Source organism: Streptomyces sp. CO7 (assembly GCF_053474865.1).
Genome location: NZ_JBRIOU010000002.1, coordinates 932,193 through 938,589, shown reverse-complemented (window position 1 = coordinate 938,589; position 6,397 = coordinate 932,193). Strand labels below are relative to the sequence as shown.

Annotated in this window: 7 protein-coding genes and 2 pseudogenes; 4 read left to right on the top strand and 5 right to left on the bottom strand. The window is 73.3% G+C overall.

What is annotated here, in order from left to right; all coding sequences use genetic code 11:
* Nucleotides 1–516 (bottom strand): SCO3242 family prenyltransferase (locus tag ACOV8S_RS06300; protein WP_448316559.1); only part of this gene is annotated, 516 nt, incomplete at its 3' end.
* Nucleotides 513–1,619: an inositol-3-phosphate synthase gene (locus ACOV8S_RS06295; protein WP_448316558.1), complete on the bottom strand. Its 1,107-nt coding sequence runs from the start codon at nt 1,617–1,619 to the stop codon at nt 513–515. The genes ACOV8S_RS06300 and ACOV8S_RS06295, both read right to left, overlap by 4 nt.
* Nucleotides 1,620–1,872: 253 nt before the next feature.
* On the opposite strand from ACOV8S_RS06295, the gene ACOV8S_RS06290 reads away from it, so the two are divergent.
* Nucleotides 1,873–2,421: a hypothetical protein gene (locus ACOV8S_RS06290; RefSeq protein WP_448316556.1), complete on the top strand. Its 549-nt coding sequence runs from the start codon at nt 1,873–1,875 to the stop codon at nt 2,419–2,421.
* Between the two features lie 65 nt (nt 2,422–2,486).
* On the opposite strand, the pseudogene ACOV8S_RS06285 reads toward ACOV8S_RS06290, so the two are convergent.
* The 3 genes and pseudogenes from ACOV8S_RS06285 to ACOV8S_RS06275 all read right to left on the bottom strand — a co-directional run.
* Nucleotides 2,487–2,891: pseudogene (locus ACOV8S_RS06285) on the bottom strand (FCD domain-containing protein); the annotation flags it as partial.
* 115 nt (nt 2,892–3,006) lie between these two features.
* The gene (locus ACOV8S_RS06280) at nt 3,007–3,138 is read right to left on the bottom strand and encodes an MFS transporter small subunit (protein ID WP_448316554.1); all 132 of its coding nucleotides are present in this window, start codon (nt 3,136–3,138) and stop codon (nt 3,007–3,009) included.
* Entirely contained in the window at nt 3,119–4,435 is a 1,317-nt protein-coding gene (locus ACOV8S_RS06275) for an OFA family MFS transporter (RefSeq protein WP_448316553.1), read from the bottom strand. The genes ACOV8S_RS06280 and ACOV8S_RS06275 overlap by 20 nt, the downstream gene beginning before the upstream one ends.
* A gap of 224 nt (nt 4,436–4,659) precedes the next feature.
* Between ACOV8S_RS06275 and ACOV8S_RS06270 the strand changes: the two are divergent.
* From ACOV8S_RS06270 to ACOV8S_RS06260, 3 genes and pseudogenes are all read left to right on the top strand, one after another.
* Nucleotides 4,660–4,938, top strand: a pseudogene (locus ACOV8S_RS06270) (2Fe-2S iron-sulfur cluster-binding protein); the annotation flags it as partial.
* A gap of 7 nt (nt 4,939–4,945) precedes the next feature.
* The gene (fdhD, locus tag ACOV8S_RS06265; RefSeq protein WP_448316551.1) at nt 4,946–5,803 is read left to right on the top strand and encodes a formate dehydrogenase accessory sulfurtransferase FdhD; all 858 of its coding nucleotides are present in this window, start codon (nt 4,946–4,948) and stop codon (nt 5,801–5,803) included.
* A gap of 144 nt (nt 5,804–5,947) precedes the next feature.
* A partial coding sequence (locus ACOV8S_RS06260) for an FxLYD domain-containing protein (RefSeq protein WP_448316549.1) occupies nt 5,948–6,397 on the top strand: 450 nt, incomplete at its 3' end.

Here is a 6,397-nt window from a genome sequence, read left to right as displayed (position 1 = left end):
GGAGACCAGCGTGACCGCGCAGGTGTGGGCACCCACGGCGAGGGCGGACGGCAGCGCGCGGACGGGCGCGCCGGTGGACGCCGCGCCCATCAGGAGGTCCAGGGCGCGGGCGGCGCCCATGGCGACCGGTCCCAGCGGCGTGTGCTTGAGGTGCAGGTCGTAGGCCCACACGGTGGCCGCCAGGGGGACCGCGACGGCCGCGGTGCGCCGGCCGGCCAGGGCCGCGCAGCCGAGGCCCGCCGCCGTGAGGCCTCCGGCGGCGGCCAGCGCGGCCCCCGTCCGGACGCGTCCGGACGGCAGCGGCCGCCCGGGGCGTTCCCGTGCGTCCTCCTCGCGGTCGGCCCAGTCGTTGAGGGCCATGCCCGCCGCGTACAGGCACAGCGAGGCGGTGACGGCGCCGAGGGTGCGGGTCCGGAGCCGTCCGCCGCCCGCGACCGCGCCGGCCAGCGCGTCGCCGGGCACCGTGAACAGCGCTGGGACGCGCAGCAGTTCGGCCCAGTCCCGGGCCGGGCTCATCGGCCCGCCGCCAGCCGCCGCGCGAACTGCAGGAGCCGGCCGTACTGTTCGCCGAGCGCGACCGGTCCCTCCCCCACCGGGTCCTTGAAGTAGAACCCCAGCTCGCCGAGGGGTCCCGTCAGGCCCAGCTCCCCCGCCCGGGCCATGATCCGGGCGAGGTCGAGCACCAGCGGCGCGGCCAGCGCGGAGTCGCAGCCCTGCCAGGTGGTCTGCAGCACCATCCGGGTGCCGAGGAAGCCGTCGAAGGCGATGTGGTCCCAGGCCGTCTTCCAGTCGCCCAGCGCGGGGACGTCGTCGATGTGCGTGCCGCCCTCCGGCAGGGCGCCGAGCGCGTCGGCGAGGACCCGCGCCTTGCCGGCGTTCTTGGCGGCGGCGGCCGCCGGGTCGGCCAGCGCCGCCCCGTCGCCGCCGCCCAGCAGGTTGGTGCCCGACCAGGCCCGCACGTCCAGGGCGCGCTGGGCGAACATCGGCGCCAGCACGGCCCGCAGCAGGGTCTGCCCGGTCTTGCCGTCCCGCCCGGCGTAGGGCAGCCGGGTCTCCTCGACGAGCGGGGCGAGGGCGGGGTGCTGGATGCCCGCGGAGGGGGTGAAATTGACGTACGGGCAGCCGGCCAGCAGCGCGGCCGCCGCGTACAGGGCGCTCGGCGGGAGTCCGGGGCCGTCGGTCCGCGGCTCGGTGGAGGCGACGTTGACCACCACGACCCGCTGCAGGCCGCGGCGCTGCGCGAACTCCCGGATGTCGTCGGCCAGTCGCTCGGTGACGCCGTCCGCATCCTCGGCCGCTCCCGCTCTGATCCCGCGGTCGGCGTCGTCGAGTTCGGCCCGGACGGCGTCCGGCAGGCCGTGGGGCAGGACGCCCGCCCCGGCGAGTGCCTCGGCGCGCTTGGTGAGCGGGCACTCGGCGGTGTCGTGACCGCCGAAGACGAGGGCGGTGAGCGGGGGCAGCCCGCTGCGGGCGAAGGGGGGTGTCTCGGTGAGCATCCCGGTCGGCGGGCGCAGTCCGGCGGTCAGCGCCGCGCAGCCGGCGACGGCGGTGGTGGCGACGGAGCCCCGGGCCCCGATCAGCCAGACGCCCACCCGGGGCGGTAAGTCGGACGGGGACATGACGCGGCCTCCTCGGTTCGCACGGAATACGCAACGGGGAAACTAGCAGCCGCGGGCGGGTCTTGATCAGTGGCAGGAAGCGACATGTGAGGACCGGGTGGCACTCGTGCAGCCGTACCGGGAGCCGGAAGCCGGGGGCACGCGGGGCGCCGGCCACGCGTCGCCGGGCCTGGTGGCTGCGCCAGATGCCGAAGTGGCCGCAGCGGGGTGTACTGGTGAGGACGGCCTGGCCCAATCAGCGGAGGTGAGGGCAATGAACTCCCAGCGACGGCTTCCCCGGCGACTTCGAGGGGGCAGGCGGGCCCTGGTGCTCCCTGCGGCCTTCGCGGCGGCGACGGCCCTGGTGTCGTCCGCCTCGACGGCCTCGGCGGCGCCCGACACGCCGTGGCACGTGGTCGGCAACGTCCAGATGCGGATCATGGATCACGAGGACTTCGGGAAGAACCCGGTCTGCAACTACAACATCCCGATCGACCACCGGGGAACGGGGCAGCTCCCCCAGAGTTTCTGGTGGTTCGGCAAATGTGGCGGGGAGGTCCGGGCCGAGATCCACTACTCGCTGAGCGGGCAGGCCGACGGATCGGTATGGGTCGCCGGCCCGGCCTACGTGCAGTTGTACGAGGGGGCCAGCGACACCACGCGTGACCTGGACGGGCAGGTGCAGTGGGTTCCCTACTCCGTGCTCGGTCCGACCATCGCCAAGGGAGGGCCGCCCCTCACCAAGAGCTTCCACGTGACGAACGCGGCGGAAGGGGAGCCGGACGACAAGGTCGACCTCACGATCACCATGCGCGCCGTGTGAGGGGCGCCGCCCGGCCGTCCCGTGGGCGGCCGGGACCGCGACGGCCCGCCCGCCGCGGCCGGGTCAGCCCTGGGACGCGCGTGGTGGGGCTGCCGGGTGTGTTCCGTGTGCTCGCGCACGAGCCGCGTCGCCCCCGCCTCGTCCCGCTCGGCGATGGCGGCGATCGCGGCGATCAGCGCGGCGTGGAAGCGCGCGTCGGCCTGCACCGCGCCGTCGACGTCGTCCGCGGTGACCAGCGCCTCGCCCTCCGCGCACAGCCCCTCGAGCCGCTCGATGCCCGGCCTGCCCGCGTCGGCCGCGGCGAGCCGGGCAGCCTCGGCCTCGGCCTCCAGCAGCGTGCGCTCGGTGAGGAGTTGGTCCGCCTCCGCCTCGGTGGGCTCGTGCACGAAGGCTCCCTGGGCGGGGCGCAGGTCCACCCGGACCTGGACCGCGGTGTCGAGCCGCTGCAGCGCCTCGCGGTTCGATCGCCTACAGCGCACGCCGCTCGGGGAGTTGCGGCGCGGGAGACGTCGGACACGACACGCCGATGCGCCCCGTCCCCTGTCGCGGGAACGGGGCGCACCGTGGGCGACGACGGTCGCGGAGTCAGCCCGTGAAGAGCTGGGTGGCCTTGCGGACCAGTTCGTACAGGCCGTAGGCGAGCGGCGCCCCGACCCACAGCCATGAGAAGGCGATCAGCCCGCGGCGCCCGGCGTCCTCAGGCGGGTTCTGCGACATGGACGCCCTCCTTGACGTGGTACTTGGCGTGCACCGGCCGCACCAGCTCGTTGGCCACGAACCCGACGACCAGCAGTCCGAGCATGATGAACAGCGAGGTCCCGTACAGCTCGGGGCCCTGCTTGCCCGCCTCTTCCTGCCGGTCGGCGATCCAGTTGACGATCAGCGGACCGAGGACGCCCGCCGTGGACCAGGCGGTCAGCAGCCGTCCGTGGATGGCGCCCACCTGGTAGGTGCCGAACAGGTCCTTGAGGTAGGCGGGGATCGTCGCGAAGCCGCCGCCGTAGAAGGACAGGATGACCAGCGCGCAGAGCACGAACAGCGGCTTGGAGGTGTCCCCGAACAGTGCGATCAGCAGGTACATCAGCGCGCCGACGCCCAGGTAGACGCGGTAGATGTTCTTGCGCCCGATCAGGTCTGAGGTCGAGGACCAGCCGATCCGGCCCGCCATGTTGGCCGCCGAGAGCAGCGCCACGAACCCGGCGGCGGCCGAGACCGACACCGGCGTCGAGGAGTCGGCGAAGAAGTCGGTGATCATCGGCGCGGCCTTCTCCAGGATGCCGATGCCCGCGGTGACGTTCATGACGAGCACCAGCCACAGCAGCCAGAACTGCGGCGTGCGCACGGCGTCGCGTGCGGACACCTGGACCCCGCCGACGCCGGCCGTGGCGTCGGCGGCGGCGTCGCCCTCCGCGGGCCTGGGCACGCGGATCAGCAGCACGCCGAGCGACATGAACACCGCGTAGACCAGGCCGTGGACCAGGAAGGCGGTGGCGATGCCGGAGGAGTCGGAGCCGAACGACTCCAGCATCCGGGTGGACCAGGGCGAGGCGATCAGCGCGCCGCCGCCGAAGCCCATGATGGCGATGCCGGTGGCCATGCCCGGCCGGTCGGGGAACCACTTGATCAGCGTGGAGACCGGCGAGATGTAGCCGATGCCGAGGCCGATGCCGCCGACGAAGCCGTAGCCGAACACGATCAGCCAGTACTGCCCGGTGTACGCGCCGAGGGCGGAGAGCAGGAAGCCCGAGGAGAAGCACACCAGGGCGACCGTCATCGCCCAGCGCGGGCCGTTGCGTTCGACGAGGGTGCCGCCGAAGGCCGCGGACAGGCCCAGCATCACGATGCCCAGCTGGAAGGGGAGCGCGCTCAGCGTGCCACTGATGTCGAGCGAGGATTCCAGGGGCGCCTTGAAGACGCTCCAGGCGTAGGCCTGGCCTATGGACAGATGGACGGAGAGGGCGGCCGGGGGCACGAGCCAGCGGCTCCATCCCGGCGGTGCTACCGGTGGACTCATGATCCGGAACCTTAGGTACCGCTTACCTGCTTGGGAAGACTCCGGACGCCCCCGCTCCTCTGCCCGCTCTCTTCCCGCACCGGCCGGCCTCATGCCTTGTCAGGAGGCCGGCCGCCCCGAAGCCGCCCTTCCCGGTGAAGGAGGGGCTGTTCGGGAGGCCCACCGCCGCCCGCAACGTGGAGACGCTGGTGAACGTCCTGCCGGCGCTCACCATGGGGGCGCCGGCCTGCGCGTACCGCGGCAACTGCGTCGAGGCCTGCCCGACGGGGGGACTCTCCGCCACGAGCGAGTTCGACCTGCGCGCAGCGGGTACGTGGGACGGGTCCCGGCAGGCGCGGACCACCACGGTCTGCGCCTACTGCGGAGTAGGGTGCAACCTCACCCTGCACGTTCAGGACAATGGGATCGTCGAGGTCACCTCGCCGCACGACAACCAGGTGACCCACGGCAGTCTCTGCATCAAGGGCCGCTTCGGCCGCCAGCACGTACAGAACCGGGACTGACAGGGCTATGGGACGAGTCACGGAACGACGCAGGGTGATCCGGATCCGCGACGGGGTGGTCTCCGCCCGTCCGGACACGCTCGTCGCCGAGGAACCTCTGGAGATCCGGCTCAACGGCAAGCCGCTGGCCATCACCATGCGCACGCCCGGCGACGACTTCGCGCTCGCCGCCGGGTTCCTCGTCAGCGAGGGGGTGCTGGGCTCGGCCGCTGAGCTGCGCAACATCGTGTACTGCGCGGGGGCGACGGCCGACGGGGCCAACACGTACAACGTGGTGGACGTGCGGACCGCGCCCGGGGTCGTGATGCCGGACATCACCCTGGAGCGGAACGTCTACACCACCTCCTCGTGCGGGCTGTGCGGCAAGGCGAGCCTGGACGCGGTCCGCACGACGGCGCGCTGGGCGATCGACGACGGGGACGGCCCGGCCATGTCGCTGGAGCCGGCGCTGCTGTCGGTGCTGCCGGAGCGGCTGCGGGAGGCGCAGCGGGTGTTCGACCGCACCGGCGGGCTGCACGCGGCGGCGCTGTTCTCCGAGACCGGGGAGCTGCTGGACGTCCGGGAGGACGTGGGGCGGCACAACGCAGTGGACAAGCTGGTCGGGCGGGCCCTGCAGAACGACGCGCTGCCGCTGTCGCGCACCGTGCTGATGGTGTCGGGGCGGGCGTCCTTCGAGCTCGCGCAGAAGGCGGTGATGGCAGGGATACCGGTGCTCGCGGCGGTGTCCGCGCCGTCCTCGCTCGCCGTGGACCTCGCGGCGGAGACGGGGCTCACGCTGGTGGGCTTCCTGCGGGGGGCCTCGATGAACGTCTACGCGGGAGAGGACCGGATCGCCCTCACGCCGGCCCCGGCCGTGCGGACCTGACGTCCCGTTCCTTCCCGTGCTCCGGGTATCGGTCAGGTGGTCGAGCTGTGGCTCGTGCGGGCTGCTCGGCATGTCCCTCCACGCGTCGGCCGGGGTGCGCCGCTACGTTCCGGGCGTCCCGACTGTCCGTTCAGGAGAGGTGCCATGCGTAGAGGAAGAGTCGCCGCCGCCGTCGTCGGCCTGGTCGTGGCCGCGGGCCTGGTGGCCGGCTGCGGAGCCACGGAGGACACCGGCACCGCGGGGAAGGCCCGCGCGAACGTGGACGCGCGGCCCGAGCCGGTTGCGAGCCCGGACGACGCTACCCCGCGGGACGCGAGGATCCTGGAGTCCGGCTTCGAGGACCACGCGACGTGGGGCCCGGACTCGTACGTGGTGAAGTACGAGGTCACCAACGGCGGCAAGGAGGACGCCCACTACTTCGTCGGCTTCGAGTTCCTGGACGAGGACGGCGACGTCCTCGGCTCGACCGGGGTGACGGCGGACGAGCTGGGGCCGGGGAGGACGAAGCGGGGGGACACGGCGCCGCTCCCCACCGAGATCGAGAACGGGCCGCTGCGGTCGATCGCCTCCGTCCGCGTCTCCACGGTGGAACGC

Bases quoted from the DNA above. Each gene is read 5' to 3' on its own strand.
- fdhD (WP_448316551.1), top strand. From the start codon at position 4,946: ATGGGACGAGTCACGGAACGACGCAGGGTGATCCGGATCCGCGACGGG.
- ACOV8S_RS06275 (WP_448316553.1), bottom strand. From the start codon at position 4,435: ATGAGTCCACCGGTAGCACCGCCGGGATGGAGCCGCTGGCTCGTGCCC.
- ACOV8S_RS06290 (WP_448316556.1), top strand. From the start codon at position 1,873: ATGAACTCCCAGCGACGGCTTCCCCGGCGACTTCGAGGGGGCAGGCGG.
- ACOV8S_RS06280 (WP_448316554.1), bottom strand. From the start codon at position 3,138: ATGTCGCAGAACCCGCCTGAGGACGCCGGGCGCCGCGGGCTGATCGCC.
- ACOV8S_RS06295 (WP_448316558.1), bottom strand. From the start codon at position 1,619: ATGTCCCCGTCCGACTTACCGCCCCGGGTGGGCGTCTGGCTGATCGGG.